Here is a 19,107-nt window from a genome sequence, read left to right on the forward strand (position 1 = left end):
GATCCGTTCTCCTTTTTTATGTTTCTTCTGACCATTCTCATCGTTATTCCATTTTCTTTCCGACGATGGCCTGTGAAAGAGCTGCGATATTTCCGGTTTGCATATCCTGGGACTGCTGTGTAACAACTATCAGGTTCTTTTCCTTGGCAATTTCGGCAAGGGTCTGGAGTTCTCTGAGTTTGATGGCTACTGGGAGGCCCTGATAGAGAGTAGCAGCTTCCTTCATTTTCTGGGCAGCCTGGTATTCCCCTTCTGCGAGGATGATCCTTGCCCGCTTTTCCCTTTCAGCCTCCGCCTGTTTTGCAATTGCTCTTTTCATGCTTTCAGGCAGGGCTACATCCCGGATAGTTACTCCTGTAACCTTGATTCCCCAGGGGTCAGTATAGGCATCCAGAAGTTCCTGAATCTTCTTATTAATGTTTTCCCTTTCCGAAAGCAGCTCATCAAGTTCCATCTGACCCAGCACGTCTCTAAGCGTAGTCTGAGAAAGGGTTGAGGTTGCAAACATATAATTCTCAACCTGTGTAATTGCAGCTCCAGGTTCTACTACCTTGTAGTAGACAACAGCATCCACTTCAACTGTGACGTTATCTTTGGTGATAATTGCCTGTTTAGGAACATCAATGGCAACAATTCTCAGGTCTATTTTCAGAGCTTTATCAATAAAAGGGATAATAAGGAATATTCCTGGCCCCTTTACGCCACTCAGTCTACCAAGCCTGAATATAACTACACGTTCGTATTCATTAACCATTTTTATAGATTGTGAGAGTATTAATATTACAACTATTAATACAGGAAGCATTAATTCATTGATGATACTAACCATACTTTTATGCCCTCCTATCAATTAATCTTAAAATTGGGTTTAATAATAATTAAGTGTTCTTTATCCGGGAATTATTTTAAAAAATTCTTACGAAGTAACCACTCCTAATTTAAAAGTTTTATGCTCTGTCGTCTATTTAAATTATCTGTGAATCTATATAAGTCCTCACTCCGGTTTTTCATAGACCGCGGTTTCCCTGTCTTTAAGATTACATATCTGAAAGTGACAGATACCATCTCAAAAACTGAAGGTTCTGGATATCTGTAGACGCTGTGCAAAATAGCATGCTGACAAATACTTATATCTTGCATACAGAAGATATTGAACTGAAATACAGGAGATATGCAGGAAGATAACGAGTCATGTAGTCGCCGATTTTCCGGGCCGGGTGAAGGTCATGCAGTTGCCAGTAGACTGAAAGACCGACAAACCATATAATAAACGTATAGAGTTCAAAGCGATATTTTGAATTCCAAAAAACCGTAAGAGTAAGAAAGCACAGGTTCGGAAGAACCACTGGTGTTGATATTTATGAGTAAGGAATGTCCAGACTGCCACGGGCGTGGCTATGATGTTATTTCAACTGAGGTCTGCCCTTTGTGTAAGGGAAAAGGCAAGTCAAAATCAGTTGATTTCATGAGAATTTCGGAAACAGACATCGACAGTTTCTTGAAAAATGGTGCAGTATGTGAGAAATGCAAAGGAAAGGGGACAATCGAAGTTACCAAATCCTGTGAAACCTGCGAGGGGCTTGGAAAGATCTATACCTGCAAGGTTTGTGGAGCAAGAATTCATGAATCAAAGGATACAGATGAAGAGATCTGCAGTTCCTGTTCACGTTCCCAGCTTGTTTACGCTCTGGATGAATCCTGTGACCTCAAAGACGTGGAAGCAGGAAAACTTTATCACGGCATAGTGAGCAGTATCGCCTCTTTTGGAGTCTTTGTGGATCTGAACACTCATGTAAGAGGGCTTATGCATTCAAGCAATGTTGGGGTCCAGCCGGAAGTTAAGGCTTCTGTGATCGTCCTGGTAAAAAGTATTAAAGCAGGAGGAAAGCTGGATCTTATCCCACAAACTCTTACAAAGTACGAAACCATCGAGCTTGAAAAAGAGCTCACACTTAAGAGTTCATCCGAAATAGATACCAGCATGAAAGGCAGGCTCGTCCGGATCGAAGGGGAAGTTATCCAGGTAAAACAGACCAGTGGGCCTACTATTTTCACCATTGGTGATGAAGGGGGCTTTATTCCCTGTGCGGCTTTTGAGAGTGCAGGAAAGCGGTCTTACCCACATATCGATGTAGGAATGATTGTGTCGATTACCGGGGAAGTGACTCCGCGGGATGAGCAGGTCCAGATCGAAGTCATGAGTATGAAACTGCTGACCGGAAAAAAGGAAGCTGCTGTCAAGTCCAGGGTTGAGAGGGTAATTGAGGAAAAAGCAACACCTGCTGATATTCCTTTCCTTATAGAAAGCGATGTTATGGAAAAGCTCAAGCCCAGAATGCTTCACGTCGCCAAAGAGATAAAAAAGGCAATCTTACATTCAACACCCATTATCCTCAGGCATCATGCTGATGCTGATGGAATTACTTCCGCAATCGCCATTGAGCGGGCAATTCTCCCCCTTATTACGGAAATCGGTGGAACTGATGCGGAATACTATTTTTACAAACGGGCTCCTTCAAAGGCTCCTTTTTACGAGCTTGCCGACGTTACAAGGGATATTTCCTTTGCACTTGAAGATTGTGCCAGGCACGGGCAGAAAATGCCTCTTGTGATCCTTGTAGACAATGGATCAACAGAAGAGGACGTGCCCTCTATGCGACAGGCACAGGTCTATGGCATCGATATGCTTGTCGTTGACCACCACCATCCGGACGACATTGTTGATCAATATCTTATAGGACACGCAAACCCTGCTCATGTAGGGGGAGACTTCGGGGTTACTGCAGGAATGCTCTGTGCTGAAATTGCTCGTATGATCAATCCCAGTATCAGTGATACGATAAAGCACCTTCCTGCTGTTTCGGCAGTAGGAGACCGTTCTGAAGCTCCGGAAGCTGGAAGGTATATCTCTCTTGTCTCGGACCGCTATACTCTTGAGGAATTAAAAGAGATGGCTTTGGCTCTGGATTACGAACAGTTCTGGCTTAAATTCAGCAGTGGGAAAGGAATTGTTGACGATATCCTGGATCTGGGCGATCACAAAATCCATCAAAATCTGGTATCCCTGCTTTGCGAGCAGGCAAATTCCATGATAAAGGAACAGCTTGAAGTCTGTCTCTTTAACGTCAAGTCCCAGAAACTGGCGAATGGAACTATCATGAATGTGATAGATGTCGAAAACTATGCCCAGAAGTTTACCTTCCCGCCACCTGGTAAGACCTCCGGGGAAGTGCATGATGTACTCACCAAAAGGAACCCGAACAAGCCCGTGGTCACTCTGGGCTATGGCCCGGATTTTGCGGTAATCCGCTCAAAAGGTGTGCTCATGAACATCCCCCGGATTGTGAGGGAACTCAGGGAAGAAGTGAAAGGTGCCGGAGTCAGCGGCGGTGGACACCTTGTTGTAGGCAGTATCAAGTTCGTGGAAGGGATGAGAACTGAAGTGCTCTCAAGGCTTGTAGAAAAGATTGCTTCTACGGAAGTTGAGTATTAACAGGCTTCTTCAATAAGCCTTTAATTCTTCTCTTTCTCGGCATTGGAGTGAACTGGTTATGAGCAACAATCTCTCAAAAATTTTCAAAAGTGCCAGAAGAAAGTAGAAAAAAACTAAAAAAACAGTAACTATTCAGCCACTGATAAAAAAGTATGTTTTTTCAGCAAAATGCTGAAATTCTCAGAATAATAGCGGCGCTCCTTTGAGCGCCGCGAGAATAGCATCTATAACATTGAAACCATTCTTTTTAATGGTTGAGATATAAGCTCTAATTCTGCAGAAAGCTTCCGCTCCTTGTATAGTTCTGAAAGTTCCTGATATTTTCTGCTGTAATTTCATCATCCTTATGTCTCTTTCTGCTTGGTTATTCTCAAACGGAACTCTCAAGTCATTGAGGAATCTCAGGATCTGTTTTTTGTTTTCTATAAACCTGTCAAGTAGGTTCCTTGCTTTTGTTTTTGGATTTTTACCACGTTTTCCTTGTTTTTCAGGGTTTAGAGAAGGTGGATTTTCTTCAATCCCTTTCATGACTACAGCATCGAACCTTTCTTCTAACACTTTAATTTGCTCAAAGTCCAGATCTTTGACCTGCTCTTTACACTCATCAGTATACTTTTTCATTTCTGTTAACAGTTCATTCATCTCTTTAGCCCATTGCTGTTTATAGTTCTCCTCAATTCCAGTAAGTTCTCTCTGGAGATGAGCATTGCAAAGAGCATGATCACATTCATAACTGTTATAGGGTTTCCATCCGTCATGAACTGCTATTCCTTTAAACTCTGGAAGAATTCCCATGGCATTAATTGCTTCTGATCCTCTTTTTGAGTGAGCAAAATAACAGGTGTATTTGTCATTAGAAGCTACATGAAGCCAATGCCTTTTTCCTTCAATTTTCATCCCAGTTTCATCACAATGGATTACAGGAGAAGTTATTAACCTCTCCTGACTCACATTTTCAAACTCCTCTAAATTCCGGAAGCATTCTTTTTCTGCTCTGATTATCGTAGCAGAACAGATTTTTATCCCCATAACGTCATCAAAAAACTCTAAAATCCTTTTATAGGGAATAAACTGGTAGTTTTTACAGTAAATTGCTGAAGCTAAAATATTAGGACCATACTGGACGGGATATTTCACAGATTCTGGAAAAGAAGCTTTATTTGATTTTCCACAGTGAGTACAGGTCTTAATCTGACTTCGATGTTCCGTAACAATTAGATTTACAGGAGGAATATCAAAAATTTGTCTTCTCTCATAAGCTTCAACTTCAACATCCTCAAGAGTATGTCCACATTCTTTGCAGCAGGTCAAAGAATGTTCAATTACCTAATCAGGATCATTAACCATATCAAGAGTTGTGCCTGGATGACCTTCTTGACCTCCAGGTTTCTTCCCACTCTTTTTCCGGAGACTCTTGGGATTAGGTTTTTCTTTGACTAAAAAGTCAGTAGAAGGAGGTTTACTGCTGTTTCTGCTATTTTGATTTAAGCGAGATTCTAAAATCCTTACACGTTCTTCTAGTTCAGCAATTCGAATAGCTTGTTCTTCTATGATAGTTTCAAGTCTCTGGATTACAGAAATTACAGCTTCAGGACCAGCTTCATAGATAACGAGGATCTCTTCACGTGTAAGCATAATAACGAAACAAAATAGGATTCAATTTATATGCAATTTTTCCTCGAAAAGAGGAAAAATTGTAGCCTTTCAAAGGCTACCTGAATTGTTACAAAAAACAATCTAAAATGTGTAAATTTTTGGAAAACCCCTCAGAATAAGAGGCTTTCCATATCAAAGAGAGTTATTCCTGTTTTATCTTTTATTGTTTTTTTAGTCAACACGAACTATCCTTACCAGGGACTGGATCGGGACATTGGCGATTGTATCTGCGCCTTTTTTGTCTACAAGAACAACTACGACTCTGGGTTTTGCGTCCATTTCCCGTAGCTGCTCAATTACTTCCATGGTTGTCGAACCTGTCGTGATAACGTCGTCCACGACCACACAGTTCTTGCCTGCAACGCTTCCAAAGTTTCTGCTGATTGTCCCTTTCTGGCCGGGCTGGACGACATTCTGTCCTTTACGGGAATGATAAAGGGCAAAGTCTGCCCCCAGTTCGTTTGCCATCATGCTTGCCAGAGGGATGCCACTGGCCGCAACACCAACTACCACGTCCACCTCAGCATTTGTCTTTTCCAGGGTCTCAAGCACCATGTCGCAGAGTGCAAGTGAGATGTAGTGAAGCCGTGTAGCGCTCTTTCCTATGCTGCTCCAGTTTACGGATATGTCTTTTGGAGCGGGGACTGCTCCTCCTTTTTTTGAGCGGGTTAAAAGCCATGTAACCGTTTCTCTTGAAACGTTAAGTTCGTCGGCAATCTGGCCGGTTACAAGCCCATTGTTTTGCAGTTCCACAGCTTTCTGAATCAGATCTTCTATGTTCTTCATGCCTCCATTCCCACCTATAATTTTTTTGTATGGCGGTATTTCCGGCCGATTTTTGCAGCTCTTCTTACGGATGCTGCCTGGAATTACTGCCTGAAAAACTATAATTCACGTATATCTTTTCTCAATTAAGATATTATTACACTATCAAGCATTATATCTTTTTCTTCAGCTTTCCTGAGACCTTTTTCCTTTAAGTCTTGTTTTTCTCTTTTTCTTCATGGGTGAACCGCAAATAGGGCAGTCATCCCCCTTCTCAAAGATTTTTCCACAACCAGTACACCGCTTTTGCCAGATGATGATATCTTTTATCTTTTTCTGGGCTATTGGTTTAACCTGAATCCCGAGTTGAATGGCAACATTCTGGACTGCATAATCATCCGTGAGCAGTATTGCCTTTTCCCTGTGTTCAAGGGCTTTTGCAAGAATTTCCAGGTCAGTTTTTGAAAGCTCTTCTGAGTCCCGGGTTTGTTCAGCTTTTTTCCGAACTTCTTTTACCATTTCCGGTTCTGGCCATTCTACCCTTAGTCCTCCCTCTTTTGCAAGGTCAAAACGGAGCACGGAATCCCTGCTTTTTAACTCGTCTACAACCGAAGGGACGGTGATAAGCAGTGAACTATCCACGCTGCAGTTTCCCATTATAAAGACTGCCGAGTCTGCTATGTAAGAGGTCATTGTCCTTCTCTTTGGTATGAAAGTACTGCGATTTGAAAATTACTTTCATTTATTTGTGCCTGTAATCTGAAGAATTCCATGTTTGTTTTCTCTTTTAGTATATAATCCATTGTCTCCCGAGTTGCGCCAGCAGAGTTGCGGCTCTGCAGTACGTGGTCCGTTCTGCTTCGCTCAAACGGATTAACCTAGGGACAAGTAATAGTATATTTCGATCTTCTCAAGAGGGCTTACTATGTTTTTTAATTGATTTTATAGTTAACAACGAGCGTTTTGTTGCAGTTTTTACGTGTATTTTAATAATGACAGTTAATAATGACAGCATCTTGAGTGGTCAGGAGTAATATTACGTTCTAAACTAAAATAGGTTGGTTCAATCAGCAGATAGAATTAATAATGGGATAAGCGACTGAAAGCAGTATCAAAATCAGAATTATAATCATGATCTGAATCAGAATCAGAATTATAATCATGATCTGAATCAGAATCAGAATTATAATCAGGATCAGAAGAATGATCTGAATCAGAATCAGAATTATAATCAGGATCAGAAGAATGATTGTCAAATATAACAAAACAAATCAAATGTATCCGTTTTGCCATATTTGATCAATTTCTTGCCCACTATCGGGCTTTAACATGGAGGAATTTATATCTGAAAAATGTAGGTTTTTGTTTCATTCTGCACAGATTTTCTTGAGGTCGGAAATTAATTCTGGAAGAAGTTCAACAGGGATTCCCATGATCATTTCTTCATCTGCGATATCTGTATAAGCTCTGCTACCGCTGCATCCCACGGTAATTCCGATCTTTCCGTCTCTGTAAGCCTGAACTACACCGTCGGAGCAGATACTCTGTTTTCCTGCGAAACTTACTTCAAGCCTGCCTCCACTTTTGTACATGAAAGCTTGTGTGAGTAACATAATCTGTTTTGGGTTGCATATTACCACCACAACATCGGGTTTGAAAGACGTTTTTTCAAGGGGAGAGTATAAGATTGCTCTGGTGCTGTTTGGAGGGAGCATGGGGGCATTTTCCACGGTACGCCTTGCGGAGTTTATGTTGCTGAAATGCTTCAGTCCCTTGTAGTAGAATTCCCCACTACCTACTTTTGCTGGCATTGTGCCAAGGCCCATGGAAGCGGATCCACCTTTGCACATCTGGTCTTCGCCAAGGGAATAGAATTCGTCACCGGTTCTCCTTACCTGATCAATCATCTGGCAGTGTCTCATGACGTCATCTACCTTTTTGATTCCTTCGGGAATTTCTCCTCCAGTAGGGATCAGTTTTATTGCAACCGGGGAAGTCTTGAGTTTAAGGCGTTCGACCAGTTCCTGTCCGAAGTTGTTGATTTCTTTTAAGTCCATTTTCCATCACTTCTTGTATAATATTTAAAAGAATTCTGAAAAGAAATGTATATTATTTACTTATTATTTTTTTCTTATTGTATATATATGTTTGTTGAGTTTTGGCTAAATTATACACAACCCACTCTGATATAAATACTCTCGAGTTTTGATCTATAACGGATTTTTTCGCAGTACTCTTCCTTTTTTAGTGAGTTTGGTTTCTAACTTACTGCCTCAAGCAGAATAATAAAGATTGAATTACTAAAAATTAAGGAATCCTCACTCAAGTTTGTCAAAAATAATCTCCATTTTTCCCATTTCCCTGGCAAGGTTTTTAGAAATCATGCCATTTTCAAGCCAGCAGGCATTCATTATTGCAGCTGGGACAAGGCAGGTGGGAGTTAAAGGGGCTTCAGCCATTTTCTGGGCAAGCACGGTCTCAGGGCCGCCCATAAGGTCTTTCATACCCATATCGAATTGTGTGCCCCATTTCCTTAGTTTTTCACAGGTGGTTTTGATATGCACGTGTGTGTTTTTACCTTCTTTTGTAGCAATAACTTTTGTTGTATGTCCGCAGACGGTATTGAGTGAAAGTTCAGAAACCATTGTTTTTCCTCCTGTAATTCTGCATAATCGTCCGGGGTCTGAAGGGTCTTCAATACATTATTAGATGAGATTTCCCTTTTGCCCTGTACCTGAATCTTTTTTTCTCAATCTTTTTTTATTTAATTTTACATATATATTTTTCCGTGGCCAACTTTTTATGCCCCATTTTATGCCGGTAACTTTACGGTCTTCAGATGCTATTTTTTCAGCTACAGTTACTCGTATGCAGGTGCTTTCCGGAAGATAAGGTTTTTCTGGCGATGTGATCGCAAAGTTCTTATACGATTCTATTCGTATTGCTAAATCCATAGCAAATATGCTAATTAAAGTATTCCTGTTAATACATTAATATATTAGCAGAGCAATTAAGCACTGACAGGTATGCTTATGCTTTGAAAAAGGATCACCAGATCAGGGTCACCAGGATTACAGGATATTTACTATTTGGACTCGTGAAGTCCACTAAAAACCAGCTTTAGTAGTAGCATTAAATACAATATTAAATCTAAATTTTGGCTTATATTTCAATACAATAACGAGGTTTTAATAATGAGATGGCAAGGCAACTCCAGAAGAAAAGTTACCGGTGGGAAGGTTATTGCTGCCCGCGGAAAGCGAAAGTTTGAGATGGGCCGCGAATCTGCGGAAACCCGTATCAGCGAAGTAAAAAGAAAGAACGTTTCTACTATGGGAGGTAACAGGAAAGTAAGGCTTCTCCAGTCTAATGTTGCAAATGTGACAAATCCTAAAGACGGGAAGACAGTTACCGCACCCATTGAGACTGTAATTGATAACACTGCAAACAAGCACTATATCAGGCGTAACATTCTGACAAAGGGTTCCGTTATAAGGACTCCCATGGGCACTGCTAGAGTTACAAGCAGACCTGGGCAGGACGGAGTTGTAAACGCTGTATTAATTGAATAATTGAAGAGAGCCCTTACCCCCCATCCGGGGTTCTGTGCCAATATCCCATAACTTTGTGCCGGTGATCAACGTGGACGAAATAATTCGACATATACTGGAAATTCTTGAAAATGATGCTCGAACAAGCCCGGAAGAAATTGCAACCCTGACAGGAACATCCGCACAGGAAATTTCCCAGACGATTGCAAAGCTTGAAGAAACAGGAGTTATTCGGCACTATAAGACCATAGTTGATTGGGACCTGGTTGGGGAAAACTACGTTTACGCCGTAATTGAGTTGAAGGTCACTCTCGAGCGTAACCAGGGCTATCAGGCAATTGCAGAAAGAATCTACAAGTTCCCGGAAGTCAGGTCTGTCAGGCTTCTGTCCGGGAACTATGACATCTCTCTTACAGTCAGGGGGAAGTCAATGAAGGACGTGGCTTTTTTTGTGGCAGAAAAAATCGCCACTCTTGACCAGGTCCAGAGTACGTCCACTCATTTCGTGCTGAAGACCTATAAGGAAGATGGGGTAATCCTCCACGAACCTGAGTTAATTCAAAGGCTTCCGGTATCGTTTTAATGTGATGGCGCTTAAGACCTGATCCACCTTATCACGTTTTACATTTTACATAACTCATATAGTTTTTTATAGAGGTGTTTGCTTGAGACCTCCATGTGATCCTTCAAAATTTGTTGCGGAAGCTGTAAAGAGTATCCCTCCATCAGGAATACGCCGTTTTTTTGATCTGGTTTCCGGACTTGAGGATATAATCTCTCTTGGTGTAGGAGAGCCTGATTTTATCACTCCCTGGCATATCCGTGAGATGTGCATCCACTCTCTCGAAAAGGGGCAGACTTCATATACCTCAAACTACGGACTTCCGGAACTCAGAGACGAACTTTCAAGAACCTATTACAGGCGCTACGGCCTGGACTATAACCCTGCATCCGAAATCCTGATTACCACAGGAGTAAGCGAAGCTCTTGATATAGCAGTCAGGTCTGTGGTCAATCCTGGAGACGAGGTAATTGTGGTTCAACCCTCCTATGTGGCATACGTCCCTTCAGTGGTTCTGGCAGGGGGCAAGCCTGTTATTGTTTCTACCCACAGAGATGATGAGTTCGCCCTTACTGCAGAAGCCCTGAAACCTGCAATCACCAGCAAAACCAAGGCAATCATCCTCAACTTCCCTAACAACCCTACAGGCGCAATTATGGAACAGGGGGGAATGGAGGACATCGCTGACCTTGTTGTTGAGAACGATTTATTTGTGATCTCGGACGAGGTTTACGAGTGCCTGACTTATGGTGGCAGCCATGTTCCGTTCTCTTCTCTCGAAGGTATGAAAAACCGGACTGTCATGCTGAATGGGTTTTCCAAAGCTTATGCAATGACAGGGTTAAGACTCGGTTTTGCAATGGGCGCTCCGGATATTATCCATTCGATGATGATGATCCACCAGTACTCCATGCTCTGTGCTCCCATAACCGCTCAGGTAGGGGCAATAGAAGCCCTCCGCAATGGTAATGAAGAAATGGGGCGGATGGTCCGGGAATATGACAGGCGCAGGCACTTTATCGTAAAAGGCTTTAACAGCATAGGGCTTGAATGCAGCAACCCTAAAGGCGCTTTTTACGCTTTTCCTTACATAGGAAACACGGGTCTTTCCTCTTCTGCTTTTGCAGAACGTCTTCTTAATGAAAAGAAGGTTGTTACAATTCCCGGAGATGTGTTCGGGGATGCAGGCGAAGGTTTCCTGCGGTGCGCTTATGCAGCATCTTTGGGTGACCTTAAAAAAGCAATCGAGAGAATGGGAGATTTTGTAGATGGATTAAAATAATGAATTTGACCGAAGCTTTATTCGGTCTACTTTTATTTTCTCATTTTCTTTTTTTGTGATACTTTTGCTTTAAATTTTCGCTTCTATCTCTTTTTTTATTCAGTTTTCTTCATCGTCCATCCGCATGACGAGGGCGCTTACTTTATCATCCATTTTTTCAATCAATTCATTCATTTGGCTGTACCACTCATCAACGTTTTTCTTTACCATCTGTTTCATTTCCTGAGGTTCGATAGCTACATATTCGTAGTAGTACCCTCCGCTATCGATGGATCGTGTTTCCCTGTAAACAATTCCACAAGTTATAAGGTTCTGCAGGGAACGGTATGCAGTGCTCCTTTCCCTGTCAAGGATCTCTCCTAATTTTTCTGCTGTCAGGGGACCATGCATAAGCAGAGCCTTGTATGCGTCGATGTCAAGGGACTTCAGACCGAGTACACATTTTACCATGTCCTCGCATCTGAAGCTTGCTCTGATCATCTCATGAATAGAATTCGCCATAAAACCACTATTTGGGGACGGTTTGCCCTATTGTTTTTTGAATTTCTTTCGAGTTCTTTGAGGATACCGGCCAGCACGTTAAGACATTATATCAGATGGATTGAGGATGCTCATTAAATAGAAAACTCTGTGCTGGTCTCCAAATTTGCTTTTTAAAAGCATACTCCCCAATTGTGTTAAGTATCATTATGTGTTATTTCGCTACCAATATTGGTGAATATATTTATAAACTTATTTATCTCTCTTAAACTCTTATGTTTTTTTTCAGGCAGTATTTGCTAAATATTCCATTTTATCTTTTCTGGGCGTTTTTAAAAAAATAATAAATCCTGAATAATTCTGGTTAGTTAATTATATATATAATTTCCTGACTCAATAAGCTCTGAGGTCTTATGAAGCCCATTATCCCTGAGGATGAACGTTCCGAAGAACCTCTTGATACTGAGAGAATTATTTACCATCCTGATATGATAAAAGCCAATGACTGGGTTCTCAATGAGTATGAAGCTCCTTTCAGGGAAGTATGTATTTTCGTTCCCTGCGCCAAAAGAAAGCCTTACCATGAAAGCCCGTCCCACAAAAAATTCGACAGGATAATTTTCGGGCTCTTAAAGCCCGAGGATGTACACATAGTCACCTTCGGGACCTGCGGGATTGCCCCAAGGGAACTTGATACAGAGTACCCTTTCATGCACTACACTTTCATGATGGGAAAATGTAATGTGACAAAGATCAAGAGAGACTTCATAAAAATAGAAAGTGAAAGAATTGCCGCTTATCTTGAAAAGACAAGGGCAAACTACAGGCACAGGATAGCATACTGTATCGGGGATTTCCGGACTGCAATGGAAAAAGCCCTGGAAATGGTCGACATAAAAGTGGATATTGTCCCGAGGGAATCTACAATTCAGAGGATGATCCAGCCCGATAAGCCCTTTATTTACAACAGCCTCTCCTCTAAAGAGTACCTGCAGGACCTTTCCGATGCAATTACCGATGCTTTTGAGCTTCCCAGGCGGGAAGTAGGCTTGAAGGAAGACCTCTCTGTTGACGATACGGACTGGTATATTTTGTGATATCTAGAGATACCCTTATTATATAAGTACTATCTTTATATCTTTAATACTTTATATCTTTAATAGGTAATCTTAGGATGGATTTATAAACATTACGCGAAGACTCTATGGTAATAGAATGGATGGATAACCTAAACAGTAAAAATACAGTCATATTCTTTTCACAAGGATTGCGTTAATTCACAGAATTTTTGGGGAAATCTCCCACAGAGCTAATCGGGGAAGCCGATAAAGATGAACACAATCCGAAGACTCTGAAACGACGGATAAAATCGTATCTTACCGGTTTTAAAAAATTTTTGCAGGATAAAGGAGCAGCAGAATACAAAGAATAGAATGACAGCGGTTAAAAGTTTCTATTCTTATTTTGAAATTAAACTGCCGAGAATGCAACGAGGGAGCAGTAGCCCAAAAACAAAAAAAGAAAATACATGAATACCTACAAAAGAAGAAATACAAGAAATTTTAAAGGTATGTTCTCCAATAGAAAAGGCTCTTGTTCCAGTTGGTGTAAGTTCAGGATTGGCTGCAAATGAAATCGGCAATTTAAAAGTTTCTGATTTTTTTAACGGTTATGACCCTGAAACAGGGGTGAAGTATCTTGATTTGAGACGGCAAAAAATGAAAATCGACTTTTTTACTTTTTTAAGCCCCGAAGCCTCCAAAGCTGTAAAAAAGTATCTGGACTTCAGGGCGAGAGAACCAAAAACTCGTAAATCTGATAGATTTATTGTGCTTTTTTTCTTAACTCTCAGCCAAGCGTTTTAATCTCTTTTTATCGCTAATAAAGAAAGCTGTAACTGCCCCTGTCAAAAATACAGCCAAAGAGCAGTACTTTTTTACAGAACGCATTGTATACCTGTGTAAATTCTCCATATTGCATACTTTTTTGGCTAATTTAAATACGTCCTCAATGAGGGATCTAATAGGCTTAAGTGCTCCCCAATTTTCCATCAAAGATTTAAATTTTAAACCAGTTAAGATCAAGATTGATGTCTATGCTGTCGATTATGATATGATTTAAACCTCTTTTACGCCGAGAACAAACATTGTCAAGTAATCCAATAACAAAGTTGATAAACTGCTCCGGATCAAAGCTGCCCATGATACTGTATTACTGTTGATTGCGGTGGGAGTAATGGATAAAGAGTACGATTATGGAAAATGGAATTACAAAAGTTAGCTGATGAAACTGGAATGGAAATTTCGGTTTGCCACTTCCCACCAGGAACAAGCAAATGGAATAAAATAGAGCACAGACTATTTTCTCATATAACTTTTAATTGGAGAGGGAAACCACTTACAAGCTATGAAGTAATTGGGCTCTTCGCCGTTTTATGTGGGTTGAAAATAGTTGCCTAGTTAGGAAGTAGCCAGGTTAAAAAGAGAAACATCAAGCTTGAATGTAGTTTTCATCAAAAAATGTTTCCGAATTTTAGAAGTGCTACTTCAACATTCATGTGACGAATATAAGTACCCACTCGAAACGGCGAAGAGCCAGTAATTGTGAATCTTATTGTCGCAACAACTACATCAAAAGGGCTTAAAGTTAAGTGCATGTTAGATCAGAATGAATACCCAAAGGGGATTAAAATGACTAAGGAACAAGGTTGAAGAATTAGGAATTATTCGTGATGAGTTTTCACGGAGAGTGAAACTATACATTCAAGCCTAAGAAAGAGGGGGCTGCATAAGTTATTTTGTGACAGTTCCTTAGTGCAGATATCAGGTTCATTATGTTCACGCTAGTATTCATCTGTATATTATTCAATTTATTGGTATACATCGATAATTCATAAAATTTTTGATATCGATCGGCTTATATAACCAAATATTCAGCGAAAATATCCGGTACGGCAAAACGATAATTTTGAGTTCCTGTTCTGTGTTTCCAGGAAAGAAATCCCATTCCCACAATCCACAGGTTCTACGCGGGTATTTTGGGTATCAGATGAGGTATATGATGCCCTTCGCAGGGCAAGAATCCACCCTGAAGAGTCCTTTTCTACTATCCTGTTCAGGTTGGTCTCGGCAGCAAAGAAACCATACACACTGCGAGTCAATATCCTCCCGGAAAACAAGTGCATTAAGGATCTTGATTATGTGCACGGAGGCGGTGAATGCATGGTCATGCACCAGACGCTGCGCGAGCTAATGGAGATACCTGCCTTTGATCAGCTTGTTGACATCGAATACGGCGAGCCAGCATCACTCCCAGCATTGAGGCTCTATCGCGGGGATAAGTGTGTGCTTCGCGACGGTGTGTCTATGGGTGGAACTGTGAACACAGCCCGCGAATATGCGTATGTAATGTCTGTTTTTGGCGAGTTTCCGCCGGGGGCTGCAAAAGAAATCAGGGAGTTGGCAGATGTAGAGGCAAAAAGGAGAGAGCAGGGATATCCTATAAAGTAAGAGTCTTATGGAGTCTCAGTTTCCGGACTCTTTCAAGGCTTGAAGAACCTCTCGGCTATCTTCCATTACTTTCCGGACGATCCTTTCGAAGTTTTTATCCGTCTTGAAATAGCTTCCATGTTTCATTTTCTGTTTTTTCTTTCTTTTTACTGTCATTCCTGTCACTTCTATGGGCTTGATATGGAGAAGCCCATATAAATCCTATTCTGACTGGCAGGATTCAACCATCAGCCTGTACATCACTCCACATTTTTTCATTCCCACATCCTATGACCTTGACCAAGCCAGTCCAGCAAATACCCATTTCTAGATTCTGACCGTCAACCCATTTGCTGCGGACTATTATAAAAAATTCTGCATATAGTAATCTACAGCTAATGATCTACTCAAGCACAAACAATAGGTGGTGACTTGTTTTAAGTATAATTTTTGTGCAAAGTTTCTAACTGTTTTTCATACACTTATTTAAACCTGTATTTCCTTCCCATAAATATGAAGAATGTGAGAAATAAGTGAAGATCAAAACCATAAAAGGAGCTACCCTTGTAGTATTAGCAGCCCTATGTTTTTTTACAGGTTTGGAGACTGCAAGTGCAGAAATAAGTTATGAATCTGTAGATACACCCTTAAATCAGTACTACACAGAAATAAGTTTTAACGAGCTTGAAAAATATGGAGATTATAAGATAAATGTGCCAGACACGATTACTAAATACGATCTTGTGCTCATGAATCCTGAAGCTTTTAAAAAAGATGCAGACTCAGGTAAGATATCTATTCAGCTAGCGGGACAAAGCTGTATACGTTCTTTCGGTATGTGATACTGAGTTTGTAAACAATTTCCCTAGTCCGGGTACTGAAATCTATAACATGATGGTTGATGTGAACGATGCGTATGGAGTTTCAGATATCGGTGTCAATTTAGACGCAGACTATTACTACTATGATTCCGATTTGAGCAGTACAAATGCGGATCTTTTGTTAAGCGAATTTAAGTCAGAGAACTCAGGCTTAAGAGATTCTGCAAACTGTGACCTTGCTTTTCTCTTCACTGGTAAAGTCTTATCTGGGGCTATTGGAAAATCGCACGTATAATAATATATTCCGTCGAAGCAAAAGAAGAGGAAGATTTACGTATGAAAGGAAAGTATCTTGTGCCGATTGCAGTAATAGCTTCAATTCTACTTGTATTATTCATGGATTCGTATTGACAAAATCCGAAAACAGGTCGATAGTGGATGGATGCCTGTGCACATTCATGCAGATCCTGCATATGCTGATCAAGTAGAGATACAGACCGGTGTTGAGGGTGCTATGCAGCAGCCAAAAACGAAACATATTGACCATTTTGAAAAATAGAGTAAGCGCCATAAAATAGGCGCTTGTTTTTTGATTTTCGTGATGTATTCTCAAGTTTCATTAAAAGTATATCTTCTATTACCGTCTAAAATATTGACTGGTACGTCCTGTAACAGGTTTTAAATTCTGCTTATTTCAATCAAATTCTGCCGGTTCCAATTTTCGTTGCCTATCCTTCAGAACTGCGAAACAAAGGTTCTTGCCTGCCAGAGAGCAATAACTGCAAGGATCAGGATAAGAACCATCCACATTATCTCTGCGGAAGGGATGAAGGAGTTTGCCCAGTAAGCATTGTAAGCTTCCATAGCAGCTGTCGTTTGTACCATATTTATTCCCTCCTTACCTTTAGACATACCTGAGACAGGCATCCGAGCCCCGGACCTTTCCGAAGTCGGTGATCACATATTTGTGCAGGAGGAATCCTTTTTTGTAGATTCCTTCCTCGTCAACCTTCTGTTCCACATCCTTCAACATCCCGCCGGAAGCCAGTTCGATAATGTCAAAGTTGATGCTGTCCCTGCCGTAATTTCTCTTCATATTATATTCTTCCTGGATTTTTGAAACTATTTCATAGTTCCAGTGCTCTTCTCCATCCAGGAAAAGTTCCAGTATCCTGAATTTTATTGGACGGTTTGTACCCACCTTCACTCACCTCTCAGGGTTTCAAGTGCGCTTGTTTCTTCCGTAAACATGACGAAGCTGCCAATAACACAGAGGGTGCCTCCTACAAGAATGGTCCACTGCGGGACATCTCCGAAGAAGAGGAATATGAAGATAATAGCACACAGACCGTAGAGGTTTCCTATCCCCTGCCCTCTTCCGACACCTATCAGCGGGAATGACTTGTACCAGCAAACGTAACAGAACCCGAAGGTGATCCCTGCAAAAATCAGGACCAGCAGTGTCAGAGGTTCAAATGCTTGGAGCGCAAAGGAATACATAGGGTAGCCAACTATTGCCAGGATTGGCACGATAATGATCCACCAGATGATGTTTTCCCCAAGAAACCGAAGGGTAAGCCCCACATCAGGCTCGGAAATGTCAAGCCCTTTGCCTGCAATTGCACCTTCAATCCCCCAGCCTGCAGCAGCCATCAAACCCCCCAGATATCCAATCCAGGGGACTCCCCCCGCAGCAAGTTCAGTTATAACCCCACCGCCAAAGATTGTGATTCCACCAAGAATAATGATTATAATTCCTGTGGCTGCCCTCTTGCTGATCTTTTCCCCATACCAGTAATAAGCAAGCATCGAGCCGATTACCGGGTAGAGAAGGGCAGCAACGGCTGCGAACGCTCCACCAATAAAACCCATGGCCATAAAGGAGCCAAGTATTGCTATGGGCCCCCCGAAAATTGAAGCCAGGAAGAACCACTTGGAGCAGGGATGAAATTCCTTAAGTGTTCGGCCCAATTCTCTGAATTTTCCAAGCACCCCATTCCAGAGCATGAGGGCCAGCATAACTGTAAATGCATTAAATGCGGTAATCAGGGCCGCTGTTACAACCAGGGACACTGCATCTCCGCTGGTCCCGGCAATAACCCCATACATTTCATCAAACGGGTTAAGTACCCACACAACAGTTCCGGGCAGGTACCAGATTCCCCAGAAAACAGCACAAAAAAGAGCCCACATATACCCTTTACTGATTTTTCGTTTGCTTTCCTGCGCTTTCAAAGCTTTCAGACCCATGTCAACTCCTCCTTTTTGTTAGAGTTTTTGAGCAGGTGTGCTGGGAGACAGGTCTGTATAGCCTTTGGGACTCCCGGGACTGCCTGCTCTTCCGATTCTCAGTGCTTCAAGGCTGCCTTTACCTTGTTGACGGCATCTGTTGCACTTTCTCCGTAGATGTCTGCACCGATCTTGTCTGCCCAGTCCTGGGTAACCGGGGCTCCTCCTACCATGGTCTTGAGCTGACCGCGGATGCCTGCTTCTTTGAGCTGTTCTTCAATCTGGATCTGGTTTACCATGGTGGTGGTCATAAGGGCGGAGGATGCAATAATGTCGGGTTTTAGTTCCTTTGCCTTTTCAACAAAAACCTTGACGGCCACATCTCTTCCGAGGTCCACCACTTCAAAGCCCGCAATGTTGAGCATGGAGGCAACTATATCCTTTCCGATGGAGTGGATGTCTCCTTCGATGGTCCCGATGACGACTGTTCCGAGCTTTGTGGTTTTGGATTTCCGCCTCTCCATCTCGGGTGTCAGAACCTCGATTCCTGCTTTCATTGCTTCAGCGGCTGCAAGCACATGGGGAAGGAAAAGAGTCCCCTGCTCGAACTGTTCGCCTACTTCCTGCATACCTGCAGTATACCCGTGTTCGATAATTTCTACCGGGTCGATCCCGGCGGTGAGGGCTTCATTTGCGGCTTCAGCTGCAATGTCTTCATCAAACTCGGTGATTGAAGCTTTTGCTTTTGCTATAATCTCTTCTTTGCTTGCCATTTTTGTC

At 41.7% G+C, this 19,107-nt stretch carries 23 protein-coding genes and 4 pseudogenes; 11 read left to right on the forward strand and 16 right to left on the reverse strand.

What is annotated here, in order from left to right; genetic code table 11:
• Positions 1 to 43 precede the first annotated feature (43 nt).
• Positions 44 to 829, reverse strand: coding sequence for a slipin family protein (locus MSWHS_RS13540; protein ID WP_048129352.1), 786 nt, complete (start codon positions 827 to 829; stop codon positions 44 to 46).
• Between the two features lie 531 nt (positions 830 to 1,360).
• Here MSWHS_RS13540 and MSWHS_RS13545 point away from each other — a divergent pair.
• Positions 1,361 to 3,493 carry a DHH family phosphoesterase gene (locus MSWHS_RS13545; protein WP_048129349.1) on the forward strand — a complete coding sequence of 711 codons (2,133 nt, stop codon included), beginning with the start codon at positions 1,361 to 1,363 and terminating at the stop codon, positions 3,491 to 3,493.
• A gap of 180 nt (positions 3,494 to 3,673) precedes the next feature.
• On the opposite strand, the pseudogene tnpC reads toward MSWHS_RS13545, so the two are convergent.
• The 6 genes and pseudogenes from tnpC to MSWHS_RS13585 form a co-directional block, all read right to left on the reverse strand.
• Positions 3,674 to 5,128, reverse strand: a pseudogene (gene tnpC / locus MSWHS_RS13550) (IS66 family transposase).
• A 192-nt stretch (positions 5,129 to 5,320) separates the two neighbouring features.
• Positions 5,321 to 5,935, reverse strand: a complete 615-nt coding sequence (locus MSWHS_RS13560) for an orotate phosphoribosyltransferase-like protein (protein WP_048129347.1) — start codon at positions 5,933 to 5,935, stop codon at positions 5,321 to 5,323.
• A 165-nt stretch (positions 5,936 to 6,100) separates the two neighbouring features.
• On the reverse strand, positions 6,101 to 6,607 hold the full coding sequence (locus MSWHS_RS13565) for an NOB1 family endonuclease (protein WP_048129345.1): 507 nt from the start codon (positions 6,605 to 6,607) through the stop codon (positions 6,101 to 6,103).
• 674 nt (positions 6,608 to 7,281) lie between these two features.
• Positions 7,282 to 7,971, reverse strand: a complete 690-nt coding sequence (locus tag MSWHS_RS13575) for a DUF169 domain-containing protein (RefSeq protein ID WP_048159186.1) — start codon at positions 7,969 to 7,971, stop codon at positions 7,282 to 7,284.
• Between the two features lie 261 nt (positions 7,972 to 8,232).
• The gene (locus MSWHS_RS13580; RefSeq protein WP_048129339.1) at positions 8,233 to 8,559 is read right to left on the reverse strand and encodes a DUF6951 family protein; all 327 of its coding nucleotides are present in this window, start codon (positions 8,557 to 8,559) and stop codon (positions 8,233 to 8,235) included.
• Positions 8,560 to 8,619: 60 nt separating this feature from the next.
• Positions 8,620 to 8,868 (reverse strand): hypothetical protein, encoded by a 249-nt coding sequence (locus tag MSWHS_RS13585; RefSeq protein WP_048129337.1) that lies wholly within the window; start codon positions 8,866 to 8,868, stop codon positions 8,620 to 8,622.
• A 240-nt stretch (positions 8,869 to 9,108) separates the two neighbouring features.
• Here MSWHS_RS13585 and MSWHS_RS13590 point away from each other — a divergent pair, with 240 nt between their 5' ends.
• From MSWHS_RS13590 to MSWHS_RS13600, 3 genes are all read left to right on the forward strand, one after another.
• The gene (locus tag MSWHS_RS13590) at positions 9,109 to 9,486 is read left to right on the forward strand and encodes a 30S ribosomal protein S8e (protein ID WP_048129335.1); all 378 of its coding nucleotides are present in this window, start codon (positions 9,109 to 9,111) and stop codon (positions 9,484 to 9,486) included.
• Between the two features lie 70 nt (positions 9,487 to 9,556).
• Positions 9,557 to 10,048, forward strand: coding sequence for an Lrp/AsnC family transcriptional regulator (locus MSWHS_RS13595; RefSeq protein ID WP_048130578.1), 492 nt, complete (start codon positions 9,557 to 9,559; stop codon positions 10,046 to 10,048).
• An 82-nt stretch (positions 10,049 to 10,130) separates the two neighbouring features.
• The gene (locus tag MSWHS_RS13600; protein WP_048129333.1) at positions 10,131 to 11,309 is read left to right on the forward strand and encodes an aminotransferase class I/II-fold pyridoxal phosphate-dependent enzyme; all 1,179 of its coding nucleotides are present in this window, start codon (positions 10,131 to 10,133) and stop codon (positions 11,307 to 11,309) included.
• A 99-nt stretch (positions 11,310 to 11,408) separates the two neighbouring features.
• On the opposite strand, the gene MSWHS_RS13605 is transcribed toward MSWHS_RS13600, so the two are convergent.
• Positions 11,409 to 11,810, reverse strand: coding sequence for a helix-turn-helix domain-containing protein (locus MSWHS_RS13605; RefSeq protein WP_048129331.1), 402 nt, complete (start codon positions 11,808 to 11,810; stop codon positions 11,409 to 11,411).
• Between the two features lie 392 nt (positions 11,811 to 12,202).
• Here MSWHS_RS13605 and MSWHS_RS13610 point away from each other — a divergent pair, with 392 nt between their 5' ends.
• Positions 12,203 to 12,886 (forward strand): DUF5591 domain-containing protein, encoded by a 684-nt coding sequence (locus MSWHS_RS13610; RefSeq protein WP_048129329.1) that lies wholly within the window; start codon positions 12,203 to 12,205, stop codon positions 12,884 to 12,886.
• Positions 12,887 to 13,408: 522 nt separating this feature from the next.
• Positions 13,409 to 13,654, forward strand: a complete 246-nt coding sequence (locus MSWHS_RS13615; protein WP_048129327.1) for a hypothetical protein — start codon at positions 13,409 to 13,411, stop codon at positions 13,652 to 13,654.
• Here the strand turns inward: MSWHS_RS13615 and MSWHS_RS22425 are convergent.
• Positions 13,631 to 14,000 (reverse strand): annotated as a pseudogene (locus MSWHS_RS22425) (IS5/IS1182 family transposase); the annotation flags it as partial. The gene MSWHS_RS13615 and the pseudogene MSWHS_RS22425 sit on opposite strands and share 24 nt — an antisense overlap.
• Between MSWHS_RS22425 and MSWHS_RS13620 the strand changes: the two are divergent.
• Both MSWHS_RS13620 and MSWHS_RS20580 read left to right on the forward strand, forming a co-directional pair.
• Positions 14,000 to 14,206, forward strand: a pseudogene (locus tag MSWHS_RS13620) (ISAzo13 family transposase); the annotation flags it as partial. The pseudogenes MSWHS_RS22425 and MSWHS_RS13620 sit on opposite strands and share 1 nt — an antisense overlap.
• 186 nt (positions 14,207 to 14,392) lie before the next feature.
• Complete coding sequence (locus MSWHS_RS20580; protein WP_369798532.1) at positions 14,393 to 14,500, forward strand: hypothetical protein; 108 nt, start codon at positions 14,393 to 14,395, stop codon at positions 14,498 to 14,500.
• 221 nt (positions 14,501 to 14,721) lie between these two features.
• On the opposite strand, the gene MSWHS_RS20585 is transcribed toward MSWHS_RS20580, so the two are convergent.
• Positions 14,722 to 14,949: a hypothetical protein gene (locus tag MSWHS_RS20585; protein ID WP_156148191.1), complete on the reverse strand. Its 228-nt coding sequence runs from the start codon at positions 14,947 to 14,949 to the stop codon at positions 14,722 to 14,724.
• Positions 14,950 to 15,010: 61 nt separating this feature from the next.
• On the opposite strand from MSWHS_RS20585, the gene MSWHS_RS13625 reads away from it, so the two are divergent.
• Complete coding sequence (locus MSWHS_RS13625) at positions 15,011 to 15,298, forward strand: hypothetical protein (protein WP_156148190.1); 288 nt, start codon at positions 15,011 to 15,013, stop codon at positions 15,296 to 15,298.
• Positions 15,299 to 15,313: 15 nt separating this feature from the next.
• Here the strand turns inward: MSWHS_RS13625 and MSWHS_RS20590 are convergent, their stop codons facing one another.
• Positions 15,314 to 15,454, reverse strand: a complete 141-nt coding sequence (locus MSWHS_RS20590) for a hypothetical protein (protein WP_156148189.1) — start codon at positions 15,452 to 15,454, stop codon at positions 15,314 to 15,316.
• A gap of 356 nt (positions 15,455 to 15,810) precedes the next feature.
• Between MSWHS_RS20590 and MSWHS_RS13630 the strand changes: the two genes are divergently transcribed.
• Together MSWHS_RS13630 and MSWHS_RS13635 are read left to right on the forward strand one after the other, a co-directional pair.
• A complete protein-coding gene (locus tag MSWHS_RS13630; protein ID WP_048159188.1) occupies positions 15,811 to 16,119 on the forward strand; it encodes a hypothetical protein in 309 nt (102 codons plus the stop codon).
• Between the two features lie 31 nt (positions 16,120 to 16,150).
• Positions 16,151 to 16,393: pseudogene (locus tag MSWHS_RS13635) on the forward strand (hypothetical protein); the annotation flags it as partial.
• Between the two features lie 99 nt (positions 16,394 to 16,492).
• Here the strand turns inward: MSWHS_RS13635 and MSWHS_RS20595 are convergent.
• From MSWHS_RS20595 to MSWHS_RS13650, 5 genes are all read right to left on the reverse strand, one after another.
• Positions 16,493 to 16,645 (reverse strand): hypothetical protein, encoded by a 153-nt coding sequence (locus tag MSWHS_RS20595; RefSeq protein WP_156148188.1) that lies wholly within the window; start codon positions 16,643 to 16,645, stop codon positions 16,493 to 16,495.
• Positions 16,646 to 16,833: 188 nt separating this feature from the next.
• Positions 16,834 to 16,983, reverse strand: coding sequence for a hypothetical protein (locus tag MSWHS_RS21045; RefSeq protein WP_197073937.1), 150 nt, complete (start codon positions 16,981 to 16,983; stop codon positions 16,834 to 16,836).
• Positions 16,984 to 17,002: 19 nt separating this feature from the next.
• Positions 17,003 to 17,299: a hypothetical protein gene (locus MSWHS_RS13640; RefSeq protein WP_048129315.1), complete on the reverse strand. Its 297-nt coding sequence runs from the start codon at positions 17,297 to 17,299 to the stop codon at positions 17,003 to 17,005.
• Between the two features lie 2 nt (positions 17,300 to 17,301).
• The gene (locus tag MSWHS_RS13645) at positions 17,302 to 18,348 is read right to left on the reverse strand and encodes a DMT family transporter (protein WP_048129312.1); all 1,047 of its coding nucleotides are present in this window, start codon (positions 18,346 to 18,348) and stop codon (positions 17,302 to 17,304) included.
• A gap of 98 nt (positions 18,349 to 18,446) precedes the next feature.
• The gene (locus MSWHS_RS13650; RefSeq protein ID WP_048129310.1) at positions 18,447 to 19,100 is read right to left on the reverse strand and encodes a B12-binding domain-containing protein; all 654 of its coding nucleotides are present in this window, start codon (positions 19,098 to 19,100) and stop codon (positions 18,447 to 18,449) included.
• Between the last annotated feature and the right edge of the window lie 7 nt (positions 19,101 to 19,107).

It is taken from the genome of Methanosarcina sp. WWM596, from assembly GCF_000969965.1.
Taxonomy (GTDB): Archaea; Halobacteriota; Methanosarcinia; order Methanosarcinales; family Methanosarcinaceae; genus Methanosarcina.

Bases quoted from the DNA above. Each gene is read 5' to 3' on its own strand.
- MSWHS_RS13645 (WP_048129312.1), bottom strand. From the start codon at position 18,348: ATGGGTCTGAAAGCTTTGAAAGCGCAGGAAAGCAAACGAAAAATCAGT.
- MSWHS_RS13605 (WP_048129331.1), bottom strand. From the start codon at position 11,810: ATGGCGAATTCTATTCATGAGATGATCAGAGCAAGCTTCAGATGCGAG.
- MSWHS_RS13560 (WP_048129347.1), bottom strand. From the start codon at position 5,935: ATGAAGAACATAGAAGATCTGATTCAGAAAGCTGTGGAACTGCAAAAC.
- MSWHS_RS13565 (WP_048129345.1), bottom strand. From the start codon at position 6,607: ATGACCTCTTACATAGCAGACTCGGCAGTCTTTATAATGGGAAACTGC.
- MSWHS_RS13545 (WP_048129349.1), top strand. From the start codon at position 1,361: ATGAGTAAGGAATGTCCAGACTGCCACGGGCGTGGCTATGATGTTATT.
- MSWHS_RS13540 (WP_048129352.1), bottom strand. From the start codon at position 829: ATGGTTAGTATCATCAATGAATTAATGCTTCCTGTATTAATAGTTGTA.
- MSWHS_RS13580 (WP_048129339.1), bottom strand. From the start codon at position 8,559: ATGGTTTCTGAACTTTCACTCAATACCGTCTGCGGACATACAACAAAA.
- MSWHS_RS20595 (WP_156148188.1), bottom strand. From the start codon at position 16,645: ATGGTCAATATGTTTCGTTTTTGGCTGCTGCATAGCACCCTCAACACC.
- MSWHS_RS20590 (WP_156148189.1), bottom strand. From the start codon at position 15,454: ATGACAGTAAAAAGAAAGAAAAAACAGAAAATGAAACATGGAAGCTAT.
- MSWHS_RS13575 (WP_048159186.1), bottom strand. From the start codon at position 7,971: ATGGACTTAAAAGAAATCAACAACTTCGGACAGGAACTGGTCGAACGC.
- MSWHS_RS13590 (WP_048129335.1), top strand. From the start codon at position 9,109: ATGAGATGGCAAGGCAACTCCAGAAGAAAAGTTACCGGTGGGAAGGTT.
- MSWHS_RS13585 (WP_048129337.1), bottom strand. From the start codon at position 8,868: ATGGATTTAGCAATACGAATAGAATCGTATAAGAACTTTGCGATCACA.
- MSWHS_RS21045 (WP_197073937.1), bottom strand. From the start codon at position 16,983: ATGGTACAAACGACAGCTGCTATGGAAGCTTACAATGCTTACTGGGCA.
- MSWHS_RS13625 (WP_156148190.1), top strand. From the start codon at position 15,011: ATGGTCATGCACCAGACGCTGCGCGAGCTAATGGAGATACCTGCCTTT.
- MSWHS_RS13650 (WP_048129310.1), bottom strand. From the start codon at position 19,100: ATGGCAAGCAAAGAAGAGATTATAGCAAAAGCAAAAGCTTCAATCACC.
- MSWHS_RS13610 (WP_048129329.1), top strand. From the start codon at position 12,203: ATGAAGCCCATTATCCCTGAGGATGAACGTTCCGAAGAACCTCTTGAT.